Origin of the sequence: Corynebacterium frankenforstense DSM 45800 (assembly GCF_001941485.1) — a bacterium.
GTDB classification, from domain to species: Bacteria; Actinomycetota; Actinomycetes; order Mycobacteriales; family Mycobacteriaceae; genus Corynebacterium; species Corynebacterium frankenforstense.
Genome location: NZ_CP009247.1, coordinates 966,987 through 990,023, shown reverse-complemented (window position 1 = coordinate 990,023; position 23,037 = coordinate 966,987). Strand labels below are relative to the sequence as shown.

Here is a 23,037-nt window from a genome sequence, read left to right as displayed (position 1 = left end):
AGGCGGGCGCGCAGGCGCCCGCCGCCGAAACGCACACCGCGAGGGAACCGCACGGGGGCGACGGCACGACGTCGTCAAGCACGGATTAAAGTGACCCACATCTACTTTCTGTTCACGCAGCGAAAGAGCCACACACCATGACCTCGACCTCCCCCGCCGACGCGGGAACCGCCGCCCCGAGCCACACCGGCCTGGGCCAGGGCCTGAAGACCCGCCACCTGACCATGATGGGGCTCGGCTCCGCCATCGGCGCGGGCCTCTTCCTCGGCACCGGCGTGGGCATCCGCGCCGCCGGCCCCGCCGTGCTGCTCGCCTACGCCGTCGCCGGCGTGGTGGTCATGTGCGTGATGCAGATGCTCGGCGAGATGGCCGCCGCGCGCCCGGCCTCGGGAGCCTTCTCCGACTACGCCCGTCAGGCCTTCGGCCACTGGGCCGGGTTCACCATGGGCTGGCTGTACTGGTTCATGCTCATCATGGTCCTCGGCGCGGAGATGACCGGTGCGGCGGCGATCATGTCCGCCTGGTTCGGGGTGCCGCCCTGGATCCCGGCGCTGGTGTGCGTGACCTTCTTCGCCGTGGTCAACCTCGCCCGCGTGCGCGGCTTCGGCGAGTTCGAGTTCTGGTTCGCCTTCATCAAGGTCGCCGTCATCGTCGGCTTCCTGATCATCGGCGTCGCGCTGATCTTCGGGCTGCTGCCCGGCCACACGTTCGTGGGCACCGAGCACTTCCTCGGCGACGGCTTCATGCCCAACGGCTGGCCGGGCGTTGCCGCGGGCCTCCTGGCCGTGGCCTTCGCCTTCGGCGGCATCGAGATCGTGACCATCGCGGCGGCCGAGTCCGAGGAGCCGGCCCACTCGATCCGCACCGCGGTGCGCTCGGTGATCTGGCGCATCGGCCTGTTCTACATCGGCTCGGTGCTCGTGATCACCTTCCTGCTGCCCTACGCCGACATCCAGGGCGCCGAGACCGCCGCCGAGAGCCCGTTCACCATGGTCCTCGAGATCGCCGACATCCCCGGCGTCGTCGGCATCATGGAGCTGGTCATCGTGCTCAGCCTGCTCTCCGCCTTCAACGCGCAGATCTACGCCAGCTCCCGGCTGTGCCACGCGCTGGCCCGCGAGGGCGACGCCCCACGCATCTTCGCGGTGACCAACCGCGAGGACGTGCCCGTCAACTCCGTGGTGCTCTCCATGGTCTTCGCGTTCGTCTCCGTCGGCCTGCAGTGGTGGAACCCCACCGGGCTGCTGGACTTCCTGCTCAACGCCGTCGGCGGCGTGATGATCGTCGTCTGGCTGCTCATCGCCGCCAGCTACCTGAAGCTGCACCCGCAGCTGGAGCGCTCCGGCGAGATCTCAACGGTGCGCATGTGGGGCTACCCCTGGCTGGCCTGGGCGGTCGTGGCCGCCGTGCTGGGCCTGGTGGTGCTCATGCTCTTCGACGCGGGCTCGCGCTCCCAGGTCTTCTCCGTGGGCGCCGTCTTCGTCTTCCTCGCGCTGCTCTCGCTGACCACCCGCGGACGTGCCACCGCCGCCACGCGCGGCTAGGCGGACCTTGTAGTCTCGGGAGTCATGACCGACTACTCCACCAGTTCCGCCCACGCCGTCGGCGTGGCCACCGTCACCGCCAACGGCACCGTCCTCGACGCCTGGTACCCGGCGCCGCGTCTCGACGTCGCCGGTTCCGAGCCCGGCACCCACCGCCTCGAGGAGGCCCCGCAGCAGATCGCCCCGCTGATCGGGCCCGACGAGGTCCGCGGTGTCGCGCGCGTGGCCGTGGAGACGACCATCGCCTCGCTGGCCGAGCCGCCGGCCGACACCTACGACGCCTGGCTGCGCCTGCAGCTGCTCTCCCACCGCCTGATCCGCCCGCACGAGGCGAACATGGAGGGCGTCTTCGGCAAGCTGACCAACGTCGTGTGGACCAACCACGGCCCCTGCGAGGTCGCCGACTTCCAGATGGTGCGCGCCCGCCTGCAGGCCGAGCGCGGCCCCGTGACCGTCTACTCCGTGGACAAGTTCCCCCGCATGGTCGACTACGTGCTGCCCGAGGGCGTGCGCATCGGCGACGCCGACCGCGTGCGCCTGGGCGCCCACCTGGCCGCCGGGACGACCGTCATGCACGAGGGATTCGTCAACTTCAACGCCGGCACCCTGGGCAACTCCATGGTCGAGGGCCGTGTCTCCGCGGGCGTGGTCGTCGGTGACGGCTCCGACGTCGGCGGCGGCGCCTCCATCATGGGCACCCTCTCCGGCGGCGGCAAGGAGGTCATCTCCATCGGCGAGCGCTGCCTGCTCGGCGCGAACGCCGGCGTGGGCATCTCGCTCGGCGACGACTGCGTGGTCGAGGCCGGCCTCTACGTCACCGCCGGCACCAAGGTCACCGCCCGCGGCGCCGTGGCCGAGGCCGCCGGTGTCTCCGACGGCGACACCGTCAAGGCCGCCACGCTCTCCGGCGCCTCCGGTGTGCTCTTCCGCCGCAACTCGATCACCGGCGCCGTGGAGGCCACCCCGTACAAGTCCTCCGTCGCGCTCAACGAGGAGCTGCACGCGAACTAGGGGGTCGTGCCGGGGCACTCCCCCGGCGCCACGCCCCGTGAAGCCGAGAAAGGGCGCCCGGGCCGTCATATGACGGTCCGGGCGCCCTTCTTGTCGTTTGTGCCGGGCTGTGTCGGCTGCTGCGGCTCAGTCCGCGTACGGCTCGGCGGCCTTGCGCGCGGCGACGGCAGCGGCGACGGTGCAGACCAGCGCCCAGCCCAGGCCGACGACGAGCAGCACGATGTGCAGGTCCTCGGTGAGGAAGCACAGGGCCAGCGCGGCCAGGGCCCCGGCGGAGCCCGCCGCGAGCCGCCCGGCCGCGGCGGTGTGGCCGGCCGCCCAGGCGTCCTCGTTCGCCGTCACCGGGGAGATGCGCAGGCCCAGCCAGGAGTTGAACTTCAGCGAACGGTTCGAGGCCAGCAGGGCGGGCACGCCCATGAGCACGGCGACGACGAGCAGCAGGAACGGGATCATGCGCCTACCTTCCGGGGGCTTGTGCGCCGCGGCGCGGGCTTGTACGCGGGCTCAGGCGGCGGGCCTGTGCGCGGCCTCAGACGCGCGGCGCGGGTTCGGACTGGTGGACGACGGAGACCTTCGGCCCGCGGAAGGTCCACAGTTTGTTGATCACGAAGTTGACGGGCATCGCCACCAGGATAGAGATCGCGGAGGCCCAGTAGAACTTGGTGCGCAGCCCCGAGGAGTCGTCGAGGATGTCGGTGGGCAACGAGATGGGGCTGCCCGGGTTCATGAACAGCGTCATGAGCACCAGGCGGATCAGGAAGGCGCCGAGGCCGGCGAGCAGGAACGGGAAGAAGCCGCGCCACCAGCTGCGCGGGTTGGCGCCCTTGAAGGTCCACATCCGGTTGAGCTGGTAGTTCCAGGTGTTGGCGACCAGGAAGCCGAGGGTGACAAAGACGTGGTACCAGCGGATGTTGAACTGCGTGCCCAGCAGGTTGATGAAGGCGTCGTGCTCGGAGATGCCGGCGAACTCGGCGATCTTCTTGGACACGTAGTTGACGGCCAGGTCGACGACGACCCCGGAGCCGCCGACGATGCCGAACTGGATGAACTGACGCAGGTTGCCCAGCATGCGGGCGACGGTGGGGCTGGCCGTCATGGATCTCCTCAACCTCGGCTACTCGTCGTCGCACCCGCGCCGGCACCGGGCGACGGGTTCGCCGTCCGGGCGCGGGGCGCGCAGGGCCCGGTCCTCGACGTGCGTCCGGACGCGGACCTGATCGGTACAGTTTATCGCCCGGATAGCCGGAAATACATTTGCGCGCGACGCCGTGTCGGCGGTCTCACGCCCGTGGCGGTCCCGCCGGGGCGCCGGCGACAGTCACCGTCCGACAGCGGGCGCCCCGGCGACAGCCGCTGCCCGGCCGCTGCCACCGCCCGGCGGACGCTACTTCCCCGCGACGGCGCGCAGCTCGGCGGAGGCCGCGCGCAGCCGCTGGGCGGCCTCGTCGACGTGAGCGTCGTCGGCGGTCATGCCGACGCGCACGAAGTTCTCGCCGGCCGGGCCGTAGAACTCGCCCGGGGCGACCAGGATGCCCAGCTCCGCGAGCCGGTCGACGGTCGCGCGCCCGTTCTCGCCGAGGGTGGCCCACAGGTAGAGACCCGCCTCGGAGTGCTCGACGGTGAAGCCGGCGCCGATCAGCGCCTCGAGCAGCTTGGCGCGGCGCACCGCGTAGCGCAGCTTCTGCACGTGCTCGGCGTCGTCGTCGCCGAAGGCGGCCGTCATGGCCGCCTGGATCGGGTAGGGCACCATCAACCCGGCGTGCTTGCGCACCTGGGTCAGCTCGGCGATCAGCTGCGGGTCGCCGGCGAAGAAGCCGCCGCGGTAGCCGGCGAAGTTCGCCGTCTTGGACAGCGAGTGGATGGCCAGCAGGCCGGTGTGGTCGCCGTCGCAGACGCGGTCGTCGAGAATCGAGACCGGTTCGTTGTCGTCGTCCCAGCCCAGGCCGAGGTAGCACTCGTCGGAGGCGACGATGACGTCGTGCTCGCGGGCCCAGGCCACCACGCGGCGCAGGTGGTCCACGCCGAGAACGCGGCCGGTCGGGTTCGACGGCGAGTTGAGGAAGAACAGCGCGGCGGAGTCCGCGTCGACGTCCGCCGGGTCGTCGGCACGCACCATCTCTGTACCGGCCAGGCACGCGCCGACCTCGTAGGTCGGGTAGGCCAGCTCGGGGATGACGACGGTGTCCCCGGCACCGAGACCGAGCAGGGTCGGCAGCCAGGCGATGGCCTCCTTGGTGCCCACGACGGGCAGCACGGAGGACTCCCCCGGTGTCGTCGAGGCGTCCAGGCCCGTCATCGCGTAACGGCGCGCGGAGGCGCTGACGATGGCCTCGCGCAGCTCGGGCGTGCCCACGGTGGCCGGGTAACCGGGAAAGCCGGCGGCCTCGGCCAGCGCGAGCTGGATGCCGGGCGCCGGCGGGTCGATCGGCGAGCCGACCGAGAGGTTGACCATGCCGTCGGGGTGGGCCGCGGCGGTGGCCTTGGCCTCGGCGATGGTGTCCCAGGGGAACTCGGGCAGGGTCTCGACCAGTGGCGTGCGTGTCATGCCGGTTACTCTACCCGCGCGCCGTCGGCCTCCGGAGAGCACTTCGGCCGACTGCCCGGGTCACCGGCGGGCCGGGCTCAGTCCTGGTTCTGCGGCGGCAGGTCGGCGACGAACTTCGGGTCGAAGTCTTGCGCGCCGAGGGCGGCCGCGCCGCCGGGCGAGCCGAGGTCATCGAAGAAGGCGACGTTGGCGTCGTAGTAGCCCTCCCACTCGTCGGGGAGGTCGTCCTCGTAGAAGATCGCCTCGGTCGGGCACGCCGGTTCGCAGGCGCCGCAGTCGACGCACTCGTCGGGGTGGATGTAGAGGCTGCGCTTGCCCTCGTAGATGCAGTCGACCGGGCACTCCTCCACGCAGGAGCGGTCCATGACGTCAACGCAGGGCTGGGCGATGATGTAGGTCATCAGTGATCGGGAACTCCAGGACAGAAACGGAACTGAAATAAAACGGGAAATCACGTGGACGTGACCAACCCAGTATGTCACTTCCCCGCCACGAGGGGCCAACCGCCGCCGGCCACCCCGGCGCCCAGCAGCACGAGGCTGCGCACGTTGGCGCCGACGAGCTGGTCGCCGGTGACGGTCACCCAGAATGTGAGCAGCACGAACCCGCCGATCCACACCCACAGCGGCATCCCGGCCGCCCAGGTGCGCGGCGTCCACAGCAGCGCGGTGCGCGAGAGCACCAGGTTGAATAGAAACGCGACCACCACGGTCCAGGGCACGGCCAGGCTGGCCCCGCCCGGGAGGGTGACCCAGGCGTCGAGGTAGACGACCTCGAGCAGCACCGAGACCAGCGCGCCCAGGCAGAGCCAGAAGATGCCGCCCACGGCCTCCCCGCGCGAGAAGTCGTCGCGGATGAGGCGTCGGCGCGGCGTCTGCGCCTCGATTTCCGACGCCGCGTCGTGCGCGCCGTCGGCGCCGACGGTGCCGTGGGCGCCCACGGCACCGTGCGCGACGTCGTCAATCGCGCTGCCGTCGCCCGGCCGCTCGCGCGCGGGGCTCACGGCAGCAGCCCGTCGGCCGGGCCACCGCCGGCCGGGACCGGGGCGCCGGCGGCGAGGTGGAAGTACTCGCGGCGCAGCACCGGCTGGGCGATGAGGTTGGACAGGCAGTACACCGCCGCGACGGTGTCGTGGTCGCTCACGTCCGCCGCGGCGGCGACCGGGTTGGTGCGGCTGACCGAGCCGTCGGCGACGTGCAGCTGGGTCGCGTGCGCACGGAAACCGGCGAGCTTGGCGGCGACATCGGCGTCGGAGAGCTCGGTGCAGCAGTCGACCTGGTCGTCGGAGACGGCGGCCAGCTCGCCGTCGTCGGCGCGCCGCCAGCCGGCGGGGATCTCCGCGATGGCGGCCAGGCCGGCGTCCTGCGCGCCGGTCGGGGTGACGTGCCAGAGCAGGCGGTCGACCTCGACGCGCTCGAGGGCGGCGTGGGTGATCTCGTGGGCGTGGATGTGGTCCGGGTGGCCGTAGCCGCCGTTGGGGTCGTAGGTGAGCACCAGCTGCGGGCGCAGGCGCTCGAGGATCGCGACCAGGTCGTCGACGGCGCGGCCGCCGTCGTTGACGAAGGCCCGCGGGTTGGCCGCCGACGGCGTGCCGGCCATGCCGGAGTCGCGGTAGGCGCCGGCGCCGCCGAGGAACTCGCCGTGCACCCCGATCGCCGCCAGCGCCGCGGAAAGTTCCGCGATGCGGTAGCCGCCGAGCTGGTCGGCCTCGTCGGCGATGAGGTTCTGCCAGGTCGGCCCGATGACCTCGCCCTCCTCGCCGAGGGTGCAGGTGACCACGGTGCAGTCCGCACCGCGGGCGGCCAGCTGGTGCAGGGTGCCGCCCATCGTGATCGTCTCGTCGTCCGGGTGGGCGTGGACCGCCACCACCCGCAGTCCGGTCAGGTCGCGCACGTTCGCGTTCGGGTCGTTCACCGTCATGGTCTTCAGTTCAGCCTCTCCGTGGTCGGCTCGGTCTCGTCGATGCGCCAGCCCGGCACCGTGGGGATGCCCGCGGGCCAGTCCGCCAGCTCGGCGGCCGGCCCGGTGATGCCGTGGCCGAGGACCTGCAGGCGCGTCTCGTCGAGGAGGCCCACGCTCAGGTGCTCGAGCTCCTCCAGCGAGCGCAGCCGCGCGCGCAGCTCCTCGCCGCCCACGCCCCCGGCCAGCGCCTCGTCGAGCATCTCCTGGGTGTAGGAGGTGCAGTACCCGGACAGGTTACTCCCGCGCGGGCCCTCCGGGTCGCGTCCGCAGCCGTAGTAGCCGGCCGCGGTGGCGGTGCCGGGGCTCTCCACGCCCCAGGCGATGACGGCGTCGACCGTGCCCTCCGGGAGCCGGTCGGTGGTCAGGGTCGCCATGTCGGTGGCGGTGACCTCGGCGTGCACGCCCTTGGCGCGCAGCAGGTCCACGATCACGCGGGCGGCCGCCGAGGCCTGCCGGTCGGCGGGGTCGGCCCCGATGCGCACGGGGCGCTCGGCGGTGGCCGCCTCCCGCAGGCGCTCCGGCTCGCGCGGGCCGGTCGGGTTCTCGGGCACGCGCACGTCGACGCTGCGCCCGGCGGTCAGGCGGGCGACGGTGGCGGTGTCGATCTGGGCGGCCAGCTCCCCGCGCACCGCGGCCTCGGACAAGAGCGGCGAGGCGGTGTTCATCGTCAGGTTCAGCCGGCGGCCCGTGGCCTTCTTCTCGGTCTGGGTGCCGGCGACCAGGCCGAGGGCCTGGGTGGTCGTCTCTGCCGGGGTGAGGTCCATGAAGGCGACCTGGCCGGTGCGCAGCTGGTCGCTGGCCTCGGCGGTGCCGCTGACCGGGCGGAAGGTCACCAGGTCGATCGCGGCGGGGTCCTCGCCCCAGAAGCGGTCGTTGCGCTGCAGCTCGACGGTTCCGCGGGCCTGGTCCAGGTCGCGCATGAGGTAGCGCCCGGCGGAGGCCGGGATCCCCTCGGCCAGCGCCTTGTCGAAGGACCGGCCGCGCAGCAGGTGGGCGGGCAGCAGGTCGGAGAAGAGCTCCTTCCAGTGCGCGTTGGGCCGGGAGAAGTCGACGTCGACGGTGCGCCCGCCGCCGGTGACGCGCACCGCGGAGACGGTGTCGTAGGCACCCCGGCCGAGCACGCCGGGGGTCGCGGTGATCCCGCGCCACAGGTACTCGAAGTCGCCGCCGGAGACCGGGGTGCCGTCGGACCACTGGGCGGCCGGCGCGATGACGTAGCGCACCGTCTGCGCGGCGCCGGCGGCCGGGGTGATCTCCTCGGCGGAGAGCAGGAGGTCGGTGTTGAGCTCGCCGTCGTCGAAGGCGGAGGGCAGCACGAGGCCGGCGATCGCGTCGACGATGGCCGAGGTGTCGGCCAGCAGGTGCGGGTTGACCCCGCCGCGCAGCGGGTCGATGCCGACGGTGACCCGGGTCCGCGCGTCCTCGGGGCTCTTCTTCTCGTCGGCCTTCTGCGTGGTCGAGGTGGTCGTCTCCTCGTCCTCGACGATGGGCGCCGGGCCGGGCGAGGCGGCGCAGGAGGCGAGCAGCATCGTCGTGGCCAGGACCCCCAGGGCCCCGGCGACGCGGGGAGCCCCGCGCCCCCGGCGGTTCGCGCGGCGGGCTGCGGGGTTGAGGAGTCGACGGTTCACGTCATCCATTTAACCCGATGCCCCCTTTCACAGACATAACGAGAAGGCGCGCGTCGGATTCACCGACGCGCGCCTCACTGCGACTTCCGGGCGGCGGACCGCTCCCCCGGCCACACCGACCTCGTCCCCCGCCGGCGCGGGCCTTGTCCCCCGCCGGCGCCGCCCTTATCTCCGGGGCGCGGGCGCCAGCCCGCGGCCCCTACTTGTTGCGGGCCTTCTCGCGGGCGCGGGCGCGGCCGCGCTCGGTGGCGGAGAGGACGAGCTTGCGCACGCGCAGCACGTCGGGGCAGACCTCGACGCACTCGTCGTTGCCGCAGAACTCCATGGCCTCGTCAAGGGAGAGGGTGTGCGCCTTGGAGAGGGTGACCGTGGCGTCGGCGGTGGCCGAGCGCATGTTGGTCAGCTTCTTCTCCTTGGTGATGTTGACGTCCATGTCTTCGTCGCGGTTGTTCGCGCCGACGACCATGCCCTCGTAGGTCTCCGCGCCGGGCTCGACGAAGAAGCTGCCGCGGTCGGCCAGCTGCTGCAGGGCGTAGGCGGTGACCTGGCCGCTGCGGTCGGCGACCAGCGAGCCGGACGGGCGGCCCTTGATCTCGCCGGCCCAGACGTCGAAGCCGTCGGAGTAGGAGTTGACGATGCCGGTGCCGCGGGTCTCCGTCATGAAGGTGGTGCGGAAGCCGATCAGGCCGCGGGCGGGCACGCGGTACTCCATGCGGATCCAGTTGGAGCCGGGGTTGGTGTCCATCGCCAGCATCTGGCCCTTGCGGCCGGCCATCAGCTGGGTGACCGGGCCCTGGTAGTCCGAGGGGATGTCGATGACGGTGTGCTCGTAGGGCTCGTTGAGCTTGCCGTCGACGGTCTTGGTGACCACCTGCGGCTTGCCGACGGTCAGCTCGAAGCCCTCGCGGCGCATGGTCTCGACGAGCACGGACAGCGCCATCTCGCCGCGGCCCTGGACCTCCCAGGTGTCGGGGCGCTCGGTCGGGTTGACGCGCAGGGAGACGTTGCCGATCAGCTCCTGCTCGAGGCGGGACTTGACCAGGCGGGCGGTCAGCTTGTCGCCGCCGCCGCGGCCGGCCATCGGGGAGGTGTTGACGCCGATGGTCATGGAGATGGCGGGCTCGTCGACGGTGATGCGCGGCAGGGCGACCGGGTTCTCGACGTCGGCGAGGGTGTCGCCGATCATGATCTCGTCGATGCCGGAGACGGCGGCGATGTCACCGGCGATGACCTCCTCGGCCGGCACGCGGTCGACGCCGTCGGTGCGCAGCAGCTCGGCGATCTTGACGGTCTTGACGTGCTCGCCGCCCTCGGGGTCGTAGTGGATCCAGGCGACCTGCTGGCCCTTGCGCAGGGTGCCGGCGTGGACGCGGACCAGGCCGAGGCGGCCGAGGAAGGAGCTGGAGTCCAGGTTGGTCACGTGGGCCTGCAGCGGCGCGTCGATGGTGGCGGTCGGCTCGGGCAGCACGTTGTAGATGACGTCGAAGAGGGGCTGCAGGTCCGCGGAGTCCGGGGCGTTGCCGTTGCCCGGGTTCTCGGTGGAGGCCTTGCCCTCGCGGCCGGAGGCGTAGAGCACCGGCAGGTCGAGCAGCTGCTCGGCGGCCTCGGCGGCCTCGGGGTCCTCCAGGCCGGAGGCGAGCTCGAGCAGGAGGTCCTGGGACTCCTCGACGACCTCGTCGATGCGGGCGTCGGGGCGGTCGGTCTTGTTGACCAGGATGATCACCGGCAGCTTGGCGGCCAGGGCCTTGCCCAGCACGAAGCGGGTCTGCGGCAGCGGGCCCTCGGCGGCGTCGACGAGGAGGACCACGCCGTCGACCATGGACAGGCCGCGCTCGACCTCGCCGCCGAAGTCGGCGTGGCCGGGGGTGTCGATGACGTTGATGATGAGGTCGGTGCCGTCCTTGCCCAGGCCCTTGCGGTGGATGGCCGTGTTCTTGGCGAGGATGGTGATGCCCTTCTCCTTCTCCAGGTCTCCGGAGTCCATCACTCGGTCGGCGACCTCGCCGTGGTCGCCGAACGCGCCCGACTGCTCGAGCATGGCGTTGACGAGGGTGGTCTTGCCGTGGTCGACGTGGGCGACGATGGCGACATTGCGGAACTCAGGGTGCGACACTGACGGAGTGCTCCTAAAAGAATTGGAAAAGGGGGACTTGATCGGCTTGATACCCTACTCCCCTTTGCCCCGTTGACGCATGTCGCTTGCCGACGCCCCGCCGGCTCGACGTCGCCGAGACCCTTCCGGCGGGTGCGTCCCCGGCCGCTGCGCGGCCGCTTTCCGACGCCGCGCGGAACGCCCGTGGCGGTCCCCTCCCGCGCGGCGCGCACGGCGCCGTGCGCGCCATGACCGGCGTCCGGTCCCGCCTCCCGGGACGACTCTCCCGCCCTTTGCGGGGTAACGCCTCGCCCGGGGAGGGCGACGGTAGGGGTACAGGCGGTCACCGCTAGCGAACTTTTGACCGCGAGAACGGTTGACTCGCCGGGAAATGTGAATATTGTTAGAGAAGTTACTGCTGTTATCTGAGTTGTCGCTGTGGCCCGTTTCCGGGGCCTCTCCCCCCGTCGAGACGCGCCGCAGCCGAGAGCCGGATGACTCCGCCGACCGTCGAAGGATCTGAAGGTTTGACCGCGTCGAACGCATCCGCACGCCGCACGCCCCGCACCACGGGCCGCGCCCGCCACGCCCGCCTGCCCCGGGCCGCGCGGGCCTCCCGCGGCGTGCTCGCCGCCGTCGCCGCGCTCACCGTGGCGGGCGCCGGGCTGGTCGCCCCCGCCGCGCAGGCCCTGCCGACCCTGCCGGGCTCCTCCGCCCCGGCCCCGGCGCTGCCAGGTTCCTCCGCCCCCGCGCACCTGCTGCCCACCGGCCCCGCCGGCGTCGAGCTGCCGGTCATCTCCTCCGGTCCGGGCCTGCAGTTCGCCAACCCGCTCGACGAGCTGGGCCGGCCCCGCCCGGAGATCCTGGAGCAGGTCCGCGAGTTCGCCCGCCAGCCGTGGATCCCGCCGGAGGTTCGCGACGTGCTACTCAGTGCGGTCGCCTACTTCGCCGGCGAGGGCAGCGGCGGGGTGGCCATGCCGGCCGACGCCCCGCCGTTCAAGCAGTTCTACTGGCCCACGGTGTCGGGCAACTGCATCGGCGGTCAGCTCGACTCCGTCGGCAGTGCGCTGGCCGTGCGCGGCCCGGCGCACATCCCCGCCCCGGGCGCGGCGGCGGGCCAAACGACGTTCCTCTTCACCGCAATGGGCACCGCCCCGGCGGCACCGGAACAGGGCGGCATGCAGGTGCGCTGGGCGAACCTGGCCACCCTGGCCCACGGCGTGACCCCGCTGGACAACCACGGCATCAACCCTGAGGGGCCGGCGACGGTCTCCGGGGTGGCGGACACCGGCGAGGGCCCGGTCGTCGCCGTCCTCGACGGGACCGTGCACACCGGCGACGGCCCCTGCACGTTCCAGCCCACCGCAGCGTTCCTCCCGGGAAAGTGACCGATCATGGCTGACCTGCACCCCGTCAAGCGCGAGACCTTCGACACGGACTCGCGCACGAACACCGACCCGAAGGGCTTCCTCCGCGAGGTGGACACCTACCGGGTCACGGACTTCGGCCTCTACATGGCCCGCGGCGCGGACCACCCGAAGTTCGGCTACCTGGAGTCGTGGTTGCTGCCGGAGCTGAACCTGCGCGCCAACATCTTCCACTTCCGCCCCGGCGTGCCCGCCGACCAGGAGTACTACTTCGACGTCGCGGCCATCGAGGCCGAGGGCGGGGTGTGGTCCACCCGGGACCTCTACGTCGACCTGATCTCGACGGCCGGTCGCCCGGTCGACGTCCAGGACATCGACGAGCTCGCCGCCGCGACCTCCGCCGGCTTCATCTCCTGCGAGGAGGCCGAGCAGGCGATCACGACCACCCTGGAGGCCGTCGAGGGCATCACCCGCCACTCCGACGACCCGATGGCCTGGCTGGCCGACCGCGGCATCGAGCTCGACTGGGCCGACGACGTCGTGCTCACCCCCGCCAGCTGATTCCGGCCTGCCGCCACCACACCGGAGCCCCACCACCGCGCCGGAGATGACCGCCCCCGTCTGACGCTGCGGCGGCCACCGGCCCACCCCGACACACCGGAAATACCCGGATACGGCCCCCTGCCCCTGCCCCGGGGCGACATACACGTTAACGTTTATGTGACCGTATTCTCAGAATTTATTTCCGGTGATTTTCAAATGCCAGATATTGACGAGCTAGTCGAGTCAGTCGTCGGCCCGGTGGCCGACGTCCTCTCCGCGATCGTCTTCGCGGAGATCCCCGTCTTCGGCGGGGTCCCCCTGATCGTGCTGTGGCTGATGGTCGCGGCGGTCTTCTTCACGGTGTGGCTGAAGTTCCAGCCGGTCACCGGCATCAAGCATTCACTCCAGGTCATCCACGGCCGATTCAACGCCAAGACCGACCCCGGCGAGATCTCCAGCTTCCAGGCGCTGGCCACCGAGCTGTCCTCCACTGTCGGCCTGGGCAATATCGCCGGCGTGGCCGTCGCGGTCTCCGTCGGCGGGCCGGGCTCCGCGCTGTGGATCGCCGCCTTCGGGCTGGTCGGCATGAGCGTGAAGATGGCCGAGGCCACCCTGTCGGTGAAGTACCGCGGCATCCGCGAGGACGGCGTGGTCATCGGCGGGCCGATGTACTACCTGCGCGACGGCCTGCGCGACATCGGCTGGCCGCGCCTGGGCGCGGCGCTGGCCTGGCTCTACGCGCTGTTCACCCTCCTCGGCCTCTACGGGGCGGACCTCTTCCAGTCCAACCAGGTCGCCGCGATCGTCGCCAGCAGCTCGGGCAGTGATCTGCTGCAGAACCACAACTGGATCCTCGGCGTGGTCATCGCCGTCCTGATGGGCTCGGTGCTCGTCGGCGGCGCGACCTCCGTGGGCCGCTGGACCGGCCGGATCACCCCGGCGATGGCCGCGGTGTACCTGGTCAGTGTCCTGGCCGTCCTCGGCGCGAACATCTCGGCTGTGCCGGCGGCGCTGTCCGCGATGGTCAGCAACGTCTTCACCGGTGAGGGCGTGGCCGGCGGCGTCGTCGGCGTGGCCGTCATCGGCATCCAGCGCGCGCTGTTCTCCAACGCCGCGGGTGTGGGCACCGCCGGCTACGCCCACGCGGCGTCGAAGACGAAGAAGCCGGCCAGCGAGGGCTACGTCGCGATGTGGGAGCCCTTCATCGACTCGGTGTTCGTGTGCATGCTCACCGCCACCGCGATCGTGGTCACCGGCGTCCACGAGGGCGCCGGGGCCGACGCCGAGGGCGTGGAGCTGACCGCCACCGCCTTCGCCACGGTGGCCTCCTGGTTCCCCTACCTGCTCTCCGTGGCCGTCGCCCTCTTCGGGTTCTCCACGGTGCTGGCCTACGGCTACTACGGCGAGCAGGCGGCGGTCTACCTGATGGGCGACCGCCCGGCCGTGCGCGGCGGCTTCAAGGCCGTCTGGCTGATCGGCCCGGTGCTCGGCGCGGCGGCCTCGCTCGACGCGGTGATCACCTTCGCCGACGCCTCGTTCTTCCTGATGGCGATCCCGAACCTGCTGGGCCTCTACTTCCTCGCGCGCGTGCTGCGCGCGGAGATCCTGGGCTACCGCTACAAGGTCGACTCGGGCCGCATCAACGTGATCCCGGACGAGGACCTGCAGGTCGGCATGAGCGGTGACCACGAGCCGACCCCCGAGCAGGTCCGCGCGGCCGAGGCCGCCGAGGCCCGGGAGGCCGCGGAATCCGGGGAGGCCGCAGAGGGCGACGGACGGGGCTGACGGCCCCCTACTCCTGCGGCTCGACCGGCTCCTCGGTGACGACGATGCCGTCGGCGTCGGCGTAGAGGTAGTGGCCGGGCACGAAGTCGACGCCGCCGAAGCCGACGGTGACGTCCTTCTCGCCCTCACCGGTCTTGCCGGACTTGCGCGGGTTGGTGCCCAGGGCCTTGAGGCCGAAGTCCATCTCGGCGATGACCGCGGAGTCACGGCAGGCGCCGTGGGCGATCACGCCGGCCCAGCCGTGGTCGCGGCCGGCGGCGGCGATCATGTCGCCGATCAGGGCGGTGTGCAGCGATCCCCCGCCGTCGATGACGAGGACGCCGCCGGGGTTGTCGGTGTTGAGGATCTTCTTGACCAGGCCGTTGTCCTGGTGGCAGCGCACCGTGGTGATGCGCCCGCAGAACTCCCTGCGCCCGCCGATGAGGCGGAACTGGGTGTCGCAGCTGCGCACCTCCTCGGCGCCGATGATGTCGACGAGGTCGGCGGTGGGGATGAAGGTGATGTTCTCGGTCATGGTGACGCTCCTCTACTTCAGATGCTTCAGGTGATTCAGATGTCTCGGGGACGGACCCCGCCAACGGCGAAGGACCGGCCCGCCTGCCGCATCTCGCGGGGCGGGCCGGTCCTCAGGCCGGGTGGCGCACTGTCGTGCGGCCGGTCAGGCGGCGGTTCCAGGGGATCCTAGAACTGGCCCTCCTCGGTGGAGCCCTTCAGGGCGGTGGTCGAGGAGTTCGGGTCGACGGTGGTGGCCACGGCGTCGAAGTAGCCGGCGCCGACCTCGCGCTGGTGCTTGACGGCGGTGAAGCCACGCTCCTCGGCGGCCTTGAACTCGCGGTTCTGCAGGTCGACGAAGGAGGTCATGCCGTCGCGGGCGTAGCCGTAGGCCAGGTCGAACATGCCGTAGTTGAGGGCGTGGAAGCCGGCCAGGGTGATGAACTGGAAGGCGAAGCCCATCTTGCCCAGCTCCTTCTGGAAGCGGGCGATGTCCTCCTCGGAGAGGTGCTTCGACCAGTTGAAGGACGGCGAGCAGTTGTAGGCCAGGAGCTGGTCCGGGTACTCGGCCTTGACGGCCTCGGCGAACTGCTTGGCCAGGCCCAGGTCCGGGGTGCCGGTCTCCATCCAGATGATGTCCGCGTAGGGGGCGAAGGACTTGGCGCGGGCGATGCAGGGCTCGATGCCGTTCTTCACGTAGTAGTAGCCCTCGGCGGAACGCTCACCGGTGAGGAACTCGTGGTCGCGCTCGTCGACATCGGAGGTCAGCAGGGTGGCGGCCTCGGCGTCGGTGCGGGCGACGATCACGGTCGGGGTGTTCTCGACGTCGGCGGCCAGGCGGGCCGAGTTCAGGGTGCGGATGTGCTGCTGGGTCGGGATCAGGACCTTGCCGCCCAGGTGGCCGCACTTCTTCTCGGAGGCCAGCTGGTCCTCCCAGTGGGTGCCGGCGGCGCCGGCGTTGATCATGGCCTTCTGCAGCTCGAAGACGTTCAGGGCGCCACCGAAGCCGGCCTCGGCGTCGGCGACGATCGGGCGCAGCCAGTTGTCCACGGAGTCGTCGCCCTCGAGGCGGGCGACCTGGTCCGCACGCGACAGCGCGTTGTTGATGCGGCGGACGACGTTCGGCACGGAGTTGGCCGGGTACAGCGACTGGTCCGGGTAGGTGTGGCCCGCCAGGTTGGCGTCGCCGGCGACCTGCCAGCCGGAGAGGTACACGGCGCGCAGGCCGGCGCGGACCTGCTGGACGGCCTGGTTACCGGTCAGCGCACCGAGGGCGTTGATGTAGTGGCCGTCGCCCTTGTTGATCTCGTCCCAGAGGATCTCGGCGCCGCGGCGGGCGAGGGTGTGCTCCTCGACGACGGTGCCCTGGAGGGCCTCCACCTGCTCGGCGGTGTAGTCGCGGGTCACCTGCGCCCAGCGGGGGTTGGTGTCCCAGTCCTTCTGGATCTCTGCAGCGGTGCGGGCCTTGCCGGTTTCGGTCATCTTCCGATCACGTCCTTACTTGTGATGTTCCGGGACACCTTCAGTCCCTGTGGAGCGAAGGTGGTGGGTCTCGGTGAGCCCCGTCCTGCGGGGCCGTCACGCTCTCCGCGTGGCGTGGTTCACAGATTGGCAGGAGGCGAGACCCACGTCAACCTCCCGGCCGGGTGAATCGATGTGCGGGGGTAGCCCACCCAGATGCAAAGTCTGCGAAGTTTTTGGTATTACCCTTCGCGCCGCCCCCGTACTACCAAAGTTCCAGCCTGCACCGATCATCGAAATCCGAGCTGAAAAGGCATCGCCGCAGCACGCCGACCTCACCCGATCCCCGTCCCCCGACCCACCGACTCAACGGGGGTGCCAACGCTGCGAATCACCCCCGCCCTTTTGTTAGTGACCTGCTTCACTTATCATCCTGAACCAGGCACTCGGACACAGACACCCGGCTATGGTGTCCTACCATCCAGCCTTCCCCCACCGAACTGACCCCGTCCCTCTTTAAGGAGTGCGAGATGTCCCAGAATCAGCCGTCCCCCACGACGGACAGCTACGACTACGTCGAAGTGGCAGGCCTCCAGGTCGATCGTGTGCTGCGCGACTTCATCGACGGCGAGGTGCTGCCGGAGATCGGTAGCGACCGGGAGAAGTTCTGGGAGGGTTTCGCCGCCATCATCCGCGACCTGACCCCGCGCAACAAGGAGCTGCTGGCCCGCCGCGACGAGCTGCAGCGCGCCTTCGACGACTACTACCGCGAGAACCCGGGCCAGCCCGACCCCTCCGAGCACGAGCAGTTCCTGCACAAGATCGGCTACCTCGAGGACGCCCCGGCCGAGGGCGTGGAGATCCGCACCGCGGACCTCGACGACGAGTTCGCCCGCGTCGCCGGCCCGCAGCTGGTCGTCCCGATCCTCAACGCCCGCTTCGCCATCAACGCCGCGAACGCGCGCTGGGGCTCCCTCTACGACGCCCTCTACGGCACCGACGCGATCCCGGAGACCCCGGGCGCGGAGAAGGGCAAGGGCTACAACCCGGAGCGCGGCAAGAAGGTCATCGCCTGGGGCCGCAAGTTCCTCGACGACGTCCTGCCCCTGGTCGGCGCGAGCCACTCGGAGGTCGAGCGCTACGATGTCCTCGAGGGCCACCTGTGCGGCCGCATCAAGGGCGAGTGCTACCCGCTCGTCGACAAGTCCGCCTACCGCGGCTTCACCGGCGACATCTCCGACCCGGCCTCGATCGTGCTGCGCAACAACGGCCTGCACGTCATCCTGATGATCAACCCGACCTCGCAGATCGGCAAGGACGACAAGGCCGGCGTCGAGGACATCATCATGGAGTCCGCGGTCTCCACGATCATGGACTTCGAGGACTCCGTAGCCGCCGTCGACGGCACCGACAAGACCCTGGGCTACCGCAACTGGTTCGGCCTGAATAAGGGCGACCTGGCCGAGGAGATCACCAAGAACGGCCGCACCTTCACCCGCAGGCTCAACGACGACCGCGAGTACTTCTCGCGCAACGGCTCGACCGTGCGCCTGCACGGCCGCTCGATGCTGCTGGTGCGCAACGTCGGCCACCTGATGACCAACCCGGCCATCCTCGTCGACGGCGAGGAGGTCTTCGAGGGCATCATGGACGCCGTCATCACCGCCGCCTGCGCGATCCCGGGCGCCCGCAAGGACAACCCGCACCGCAACTCGCGCACCGGCTCGATCTACATCGTCAAGCCGAAGCAGCACGGCCCGGACGAGGTCGCCTTCACCGACCAGCTCTTCGCCCGCGTCGAGGAGCTGCTCGAGCTGCCGGCGAACACGCTGAAGGTCGGTGTCATGGACGAGGAGCGTCGCACCTCGGTCAACCTCGACGCCTGCATCGCCGCCACCCCGGACCGCGTCGCCTTCATCAACACCGGCTTCCTGGACCGCACCGGCGACGAGATCCACACCTCGATGCACGCGGGCGCCATGGTGCGCAAGCCGGACCTGCAGACCGCGCCCTGGAAGATCGCCTACGAGGACAACAACGTCGACGCCGGCCTGGCCCGCGGCCTCTTCGGCCGCGCGCAGATCGGCAAGGGCATGTGGGCCAAGACCGAGCTGATGGCCGACATGCTCAAGGAGAAGATCGGCCAGCCGCGCGAGGGTGCGAACACCGCGTGGGTGCCCTCCCCCACCGGCGCGACGCTGCACGCCACGCACTACCACCGCGTGGACGTCAAGGAGGTGCAGAAGGAGCTGCTGGCCGCCGGCCGCCGCGACACGCTGCGTGACCTGCTGACCGTCCCGGTCGCCGCTGACACCGGCTGGAGCGACGAGGAGAAGCGCCAGGAGATGGACAACAACTGCCAGTCCATCCTCGGCTACGTCGTCCGCTGGGTCGAGCAGGGCGTGGGCTGCTCCAAGGTCCCGGACATCCACGACATCGACCTGATGGAGGACCGCGCCACGCTGCGCATCTCCTCGCAGCTGCTGTGCAACTGGATCGTCAACGGCGTGGTCACCGAGGACGAGGTCGTCGAGTCGCTCAAGCGGATGGCCGCCGTCGTCGACAAGCAGAACGAGGGCGACCCGGAGTACCGCGAGATGGCCGCCGACTTCGACTACTCGATCGCCTTCCAGGCCGCCAAGGACCTGATCCTCAAGGGCACCGAGTCGCCGTCCGGTTACACCGAGCCGATCCTGCACGCCCGCCGCCGCGAGTTCAAGCGCCGCGAGGGTATCGCCTAGCCCGGCCACGCGCGGCGTCGGAAATTCACCTGCCGACGCCGTGCGTGCCCCGCCGTCGCAGCCGACCTGCGACGTGGCGCACGTAAATTCACGTGAATTGACGACGTCGCGCACGACCAAGCGCCCGCCTCCCCTTCCGGGAGGCGGGCGCTTTACGCTGCCGGGGCTAGAGGTGCTCGCCGGTGCCCAGCTCGATGCCGAGGCCGGGGACGGCCTCGATGAGGTTGAGCGTGTAGTCGTGGGCGGGGGCGTCGAAGATCTGGTCCACCCCGCCCTTCTCCACGAGGCGGCCCTTCTCCATGACCACCACGTCGTCGGCGGTCTGGCGGACCACGCCGAGGTCGTGGGTGATGAACAGGTAGCTCAGGCCCAGGTCACGCTGGAGGCCGGCCAGGAGCGTGAGGATCTGGTTCTGCACCAGCACGTCGAGGGCGCTGACGGCCTCGTCGAGGACGAGGACCTCCGGGTCGAGCGCCAGCGCACGCGCGATGGCGACGCGCTGGCGCTGGCCGCCGGAGAGCTCGTTGGGGTAGCGGCGCATCGCCGAGCGCGGCAGCGAGACCTTGTCGAGCAGCTCGGCGACCTTCTGCTCGCGCTCCCTGCGGCTGCCCACCTTGTGCGTGGTCAGCGGCTCCTCGATGCAGCGGTAGACCGAGAACATCGGGTCCAGGGAGCCGTAGGGGTTCTGGAAGACGACCTGCATGCGGCGGCGCACGGCGAACTTCTCCTTCGGGGACAGTTCGTCGAGGTCACGCCCGCCGAGGTAGACCTTCCCGGCGGTCGGCTGCAGCAGGCCGAGGACCATGTTGGCCACGGTCGACTTGCCCGAGCCGGACTCGCCGACGAGTGCGGTGGTGGTGCCGCGGCGCACGTAGAAGGAGACGTCGTCGACGGCGCGCAGGGTCTTCTTCTCGCCCTTGCGCCCGCGCACGTCGAACTCCTTGGTCAGGCCCTTGACCTCGATGACCTTGTCGACCTCGCCGTCGTCGGCGGCGACGGTCTTGGCCAGCATCTCGTCGGTGACCTTGCCCTGTTCGCGGGCGGTCTGGATGCGGGCGGAGGCCAGCGAGGGCGCGGCCTTGACCAGGCGACGCGTGTAGGGGTGCTGCGGGTCGCGCAGGATGTCCAGGCTGGGCCCGGACTCGACGATGCGGCCGCGGTGCATGACGACGAGGTGCTCGGCGCGTTCGGCGGCCAGGCCCAGGTCGTGGGTGATGAACAGCACGGCGGTGTGGTGCTCGCGGGCCAGCCGGCCCAAGTGGTCGAGGATGCGCTTCTGCACGGTCACGTCGAGCGCGGAGGTCGGCTCGTCGGCGATGAGCAGGCGCGGGTTGGCGGCCAGGCCGATGGCGATCAGCGCGCGCTGGCGCATGCCGCCGGAGAACTCGTGCGGGTACTGGCGTGCCCGCCCTCCCCCGCCCTCGAGGCCGGCCTCCTCGAGCAGCTGGTCGACGCGGTCGCCGATCTCGGAGTGCGGGACGACGTTGTTGGCCTTCAGCGCCTCGGCGACCTGGGTGCCGATGCGCCAGACCGGGTTGAGGTTGCTCATCGGGTCCTGGGGCACCAGGCCGATCTCGGAACCGCGGTAGTGCTGCATTTCCTTGTCGGAGAGCCCGACGAGCTCCTCGCCGTCGAAGCGGATGGAGCCGCCGGTGACCTTGCCGGTGCCGGGCAGCAGGCCCAGCAGCGACATCGCCGCGGTGGACTTGCCGGAGCCGGACTCGCCGACGATGGCCACGGACTGGCCCGGGTAGACGGTCAGGTTGAAGCCGCGCACGGCCTCGACCACGCCGGTCGAGGAGGTGAAGGAGACGTGGAGGTCGTCGACCTCGAGCAGCGGGGTGTCCGGGGCCGGCTCCCGCGTGGCCCCCTCGGGTGCGGTGCGCGTGGTGTTCGCGGAGTTGCCGTTGTCGATCGGGTGGCTCATCGCTGCCTCGCCTTCGGGTCCAGGGCGTCGCGCACGACGTCGCCCATCATGATGAAACTCAGCACGGTCAGGGCCAGCGCGATGGCCGGCCAGAACAGCACCATCGGCTGGGTGCGCAGGGAGGCCTGCGCCGCCGAGATGTCGCCGCCCCAGGAGACCACCGTCGGCGGCAGGCCGATGCCCAGGAAGGACAGCGTGGCCTCGGCGACGATGAAGGTGCCGAGGGCGACCGTGGCGTAGACGATGATCGGCGCGGCGGCGTTGGGCAGGATGTGCGAGCGCAGGATCGACATCCGCGAGGCGCCCAGTGCGCGGGCCGCGGTGACGTACTCCTCGTTCTTGACGCTCATCACCGCGCCGCGGGTGATGCGGGCGATGTTGGTCCAGCCGAAGAGCGCCAGGACGACCACGACGGTGACGATCGTGCGGTGCTCCTTGAACATCTGCATGACCACGATGGCGGCCAGCACCAGCGGCACGGCGAAGAAGATGTCGGTCAGACGCGACAGCAGGGTGTCGAGGAAGCCGCCGAAGAAGCCGGCGGCCGCGCCGATCGCGGTGCCCAGAATGACCACGGCGATGGTGGTCAGCACGCCGACGGACACCGAGGCACGCGCGCCGTGGACGGTGCGCGCGTAGATGTCGCAGCCCTGGCGGTCGAAGCCGAAGGGGTGGCCGGAGGTCGGCCCGCCCAGGGAGTTGGCCAGGTCGCAGGCGCGCGGGTCGGCCCCGGAGAGCAGCCCCGGGAAGGCCGCGGTGACCAGGGCCAGCAGGATGAGCACCGCGGAGATCCAGAACAGGGGCCGGCGGCGCAGGTACTGCCAGGCGACGACCCACTGGGAGGCGGGTGCGGACTCGTCGGCGACGGCGTCGACGGCGCCGAGGCCCGCCTCGTCGCCGTCGGCGATGAAGTGCTCCTGGCCGCGGCGGGCCGCGAAGAACTGCTCGTCGGCGACCGGGGCGCCGGCGTGGACGTCGGTGCGGGCTTCGGTCTCGGGAATGTCGTGACGGTCAGGCATAGCGGATCCTCGGGTCGAGCACGGCGTAGATGAGGTCGACGAGCAGGTTGGCCACGATGTAGACGATGACCAGGACGGTGGTGAAGGAGACGACGGTGGTCGGCTCGCCCTTCAGGATCGCCTGGTAGATCGCGCCGCCCACACCGTTGATGCCGAAGATTCCCTCGGTGACGATCGCGCCGCCCATCAGGGCGCCGAGGTCGGCACCGAGGAAGGTCACCACCGGGATCAGCGAGTTGCGCAGCACGTGGCGGACCATGACCTGCCCCTTACCCAGGCCCTTGGCCCGGGCGGTGCGCACGTAGTCGGCGCGCAGGTTCTCCGAGACGGACTGGCGCGTCAGGCGCAGCACGTAGGCGAAGGAGAGCGCGCCGAGGACGACCGCCGGCATGAGCAGGGAGATGAAGTCTTCGTGGTTGCCCACGGTCACCGGCAGCAGGTCCCACTTGACGCCGACGACGAACTGGAGCACGAAGCCGATGACGAAGGAGGGCACGGCGATGACGAACAGGGAGACGACCAGCACGGTCGAGTCGAAGATCCCGCCGCGGCGCATGCCCGCGAACAGGCCGAAGGCGATGCCGAAGACCGCCTCGAAGATCAGGGCCATCACCGCCAGCTTGATGGTGACGGGGAAGGCGTTGGCCATCGCCTCGGAGACGGGACGACCGGAGAAGGTCGTGCCGAAGTCGAGGGTGACGATGCCCTTCAGGTAGAGCAGGTACTGGACGAGGAACGGCTTGTCGAGGTTGTACTCGGCGGTGATGCGCTCCCGCGCGGCGTCCGACAGCCCGCGATCCCCGCCGAGTGCCTCGACGGGGTCTCCGGGCATCAGGAACACCATCGCGTAGAGCAGCAGGGTCGCCCCGAAGAACACGGGGATCATCTGCAGCAGCCGCCGACCGGTGTAGCGGAGCATG

The 23,037-nt window shown here is 70.7% G+C and carries 19 protein-coding genes; 6 read left to right on the top strand and 13 right to left on the bottom strand.

The window, feature by feature from the left end:
- The first annotated feature begins 137 nt into the window (after positions 1–137).
- Positions 138–1,544 (top strand): amino acid permease, encoded by a 1,407-nt coding sequence (locus CFRA_RS04335; RefSeq protein ID WP_075663616.1) that lies wholly within the window; start codon positions 138–140, stop codon positions 1,542–1,544.
- A gap of 24 nt (positions 1,545–1,568) precedes the next feature.
- Positions 1,569–2,555 (top strand): 2,3,4,5-tetrahydropyridine-2,6-dicarboxylate N-succinyltransferase, encoded by a 987-nt coding sequence (dapD, locus tag CFRA_RS04330; RefSeq protein ID WP_075663615.1) that lies wholly within the window; start codon positions 1,569–1,571, stop codon positions 2,553–2,555.
- 126 nt (positions 2,556–2,681) lie between these two features.
- Here dapD and CFRA_RS04325 read toward each other — a convergent pair whose 3' ends face one another.
- The 8 genes from CFRA_RS04325 to typA form a co-directional block, all read right to left on the bottom strand.
- Positions 2,682–3,008: an SdpI family protein gene (locus CFRA_RS04325; protein WP_075663614.1), complete on the bottom strand. Its 327-nt coding sequence runs from the start codon at positions 3,006–3,008 to the stop codon at positions 2,682–2,684.
- A 76-nt stretch (positions 3,009–3,084) separates the two neighbouring features.
- On the bottom strand, positions 3,085–3,651 hold the full coding sequence (locus CFRA_RS04320; protein ID WP_075663613.1) for a GtrA family protein: 567 nt from the start codon (positions 3,649–3,651) through the stop codon (positions 3,085–3,087).
- A gap of 288 nt (positions 3,652–3,939) precedes the next feature.
- Positions 3,940–5,100: a succinyldiaminopimelate transaminase gene (dapC, locus tag CFRA_RS04315; RefSeq protein ID WP_075663612.1), complete on the bottom strand. Its 1,161-nt coding sequence runs from the start codon at positions 5,098–5,100 to the stop codon at positions 3,940–3,942.
- A 77-nt stretch (positions 5,101–5,177) separates the two neighbouring features.
- On the bottom strand, positions 5,178–5,501 hold the full coding sequence (gene fdxA, locus CFRA_RS04310) for a ferredoxin (protein ID WP_075663611.1): 324 nt from the start codon (positions 5,499–5,501) through the stop codon (positions 5,178–5,180).
- Positions 5,502–5,578: 77 nt separating this feature from the next.
- The gene (locus CFRA_RS04305; protein WP_342743172.1) at positions 5,579–6,103 is read right to left on the bottom strand and encodes a hypothetical protein; all 525 of its coding nucleotides are present in this window, start codon (positions 6,101–6,103) and stop codon (positions 5,579–5,581) included.
- Positions 6,100–6,993, bottom strand: a complete 894-nt coding sequence (mshB, locus tag CFRA_RS04300) for an N-acetyl-1-D-myo-inositol-2-amino-2-deoxy-alpha-D-glucopyranoside deacetylase (protein ID WP_075664863.1) — start codon at positions 6,991–6,993, stop codon at positions 6,100–6,102. Before mshB ends, CFRA_RS04305 begins: the two co-directional genes overlap by 4 nt.
- A 32-nt stretch (positions 6,994–7,025) precedes the next feature.
- Positions 7,026–8,690: an ABC transporter family substrate-binding protein gene (locus CFRA_RS04295; RefSeq protein WP_169842163.1), complete on the bottom strand. Its 1,665-nt coding sequence runs from the start codon at positions 8,688–8,690 to the stop codon at positions 7,026–7,028.
- 199 nt (positions 8,691–8,889) lie between these two features.
- A complete protein-coding gene (gene typA / locus CFRA_RS04290) occupies positions 8,890–10,803 on the bottom strand; it encodes a translational GTPase TypA (protein WP_075663609.1) in 1,914 nt (637 codons plus the stop codon).
- 506 nt (positions 10,804–11,309) lie between these two features.
- On the opposite strand from typA, the gene CFRA_RS04285 reads away from it, so the two are divergent.
- From CFRA_RS04285 to CFRA_RS04275, 3 genes are all read left to right on the top strand, one after another.
- Positions 11,310–12,170 carry an Rv1157c family protein gene (locus tag CFRA_RS04285; RefSeq protein WP_245797681.1) on the top strand — a complete coding sequence of 287 codons (861 nt, stop codon included), beginning with the start codon at positions 11,310–11,312 and terminating at the stop codon, positions 12,168–12,170.
- Between the two features lie 6 nt (positions 12,171–12,176).
- Positions 12,177–12,710, top strand: coding sequence for a ribonuclease FAU-1 family protein (locus CFRA_RS04280; protein WP_075663608.1), 534 nt, complete (start codon positions 12,177–12,179; stop codon positions 12,708–12,710).
- 198 nt (positions 12,711–12,908) lie between these two features.
- Positions 12,909–14,477 carry an alanine/glycine:cation symporter family protein gene (locus tag CFRA_RS04275; RefSeq protein WP_075663607.1) on the top strand — a complete coding sequence of 523 codons (1,569 nt, stop codon included), beginning with the start codon at positions 12,909–12,911 and terminating at the stop codon, positions 14,475–14,477.
- 7 nt (positions 14,478–14,484) lie between these two features.
- Here CFRA_RS04275 and rraA read toward each other — a convergent pair whose 3' ends face one another.
- Positions 14,485–14,991, bottom strand: coding sequence for a ribonuclease E activity regulator RraA (rraA, locus tag CFRA_RS04270; protein ID WP_075663606.1), 507 nt, complete (start codon positions 14,989–14,991; stop codon positions 14,485–14,487).
- 167 nt (positions 14,992–15,158) lie between these two features.
- A complete protein-coding gene (gene aceA / locus CFRA_RS04265; protein ID WP_075663605.1) occupies positions 15,159–16,451 on the bottom strand; it encodes an isocitrate lyase in 1,293 nt (430 codons plus the stop codon).
- 509 nt (positions 16,452–16,960) lie between these two features.
- Here aceA and glcB point away from each other — a divergent pair.
- The gene (gene glcB / locus CFRA_RS04260) at positions 16,961–19,171 is read left to right on the top strand and encodes a malate synthase G (RefSeq protein ID WP_075663604.1); all 2,211 of its coding nucleotides are present in this window, start codon (positions 16,961–16,963) and stop codon (positions 19,169–19,171) included.
- Positions 19,172–19,337: 166 nt separating this feature from the next.
- On the opposite strand, the gene CFRA_RS04255 is transcribed toward glcB, so the two are convergent.
- The 3 genes from CFRA_RS04255 to CFRA_RS04245 are packed head-to-tail and all read right to left on the bottom strand — an operon-like array spanning position 19,338 to position 23,036.
- Positions 19,338–21,098 (bottom strand): dipeptide ABC transporter ATP-binding protein, encoded by a 1,761-nt coding sequence (locus CFRA_RS04255; protein ID WP_083666824.1) that lies wholly within the window; start codon positions 21,096–21,098, stop codon positions 19,338–19,340.
- On the bottom strand, positions 21,095–22,117 hold the full coding sequence (locus CFRA_RS04250; RefSeq protein ID WP_083666823.1) for an ABC transporter permease: 1,023 nt from the start codon (positions 22,115–22,117) through the stop codon (positions 21,095–21,097). The genes CFRA_RS04255 and CFRA_RS04250 overlap by 4 nt, the downstream gene beginning before the upstream one ends.
- Positions 22,110–23,036: an ABC transporter permease gene (locus CFRA_RS04245; RefSeq protein WP_075663603.1), complete on the bottom strand. Its 927-nt coding sequence runs from the start codon at positions 23,034–23,036 to the stop codon at positions 22,110–22,112. Before CFRA_RS04245 ends, CFRA_RS04250 begins: the two co-directional genes overlap by 8 nt.
- Position 23,037 lies beyond the last annotated feature (1 nt).